The sequence below is a fragment of the Vibrio sp. 2130-1 genome, assembly GCF_033339515.1.
The window spans coordinates 250-518 of sequence record NZ_JAWOUT010000727.1 but is presented as its reverse complement, the minus strand read 5'-3'; the positions used below and the strand labels follow the sequence as shown (position 1 = coordinate 518).

The 269-nt window shown below is 47.6% G+C and carries 1 protein-coding gene; it reads left to right on the top strand.

Annotated elements, in window-relative coordinates; translation table 11 throughout:
• On the top strand, positions 1-269 hold a 269-nt coding region (locus R7Q09_RS28375), incomplete at both ends, for a glycoside hydrolase family 3 N-terminal domain-containing protein (RefSeq protein WP_318144237.1).

Below are 269 nucleotides of genomic sequence, written 5' to 3'. Positions count from 1 at the left end.
CGTTCATTTGGTGAAGATGCCGATACCATCCTTCGTTATAGTACCGCTTATATGCAGGGTATGAAGAGCGTAGGAATGGCGACGACCGGAAAACACTTCCCAGGTCATGGTGGTGTGATTGCTGACTCACATTTAGAAACGCCATACGACGAGCGCAGCGACATTTTTGAACAAGACATGGCTATCTTCAAAGCGCAAATTGATGCCGGTATTTTAGATGCCATGATGCCTGCTCACGTGATTTTCCCAAACTACGATTCTCAGCCCGC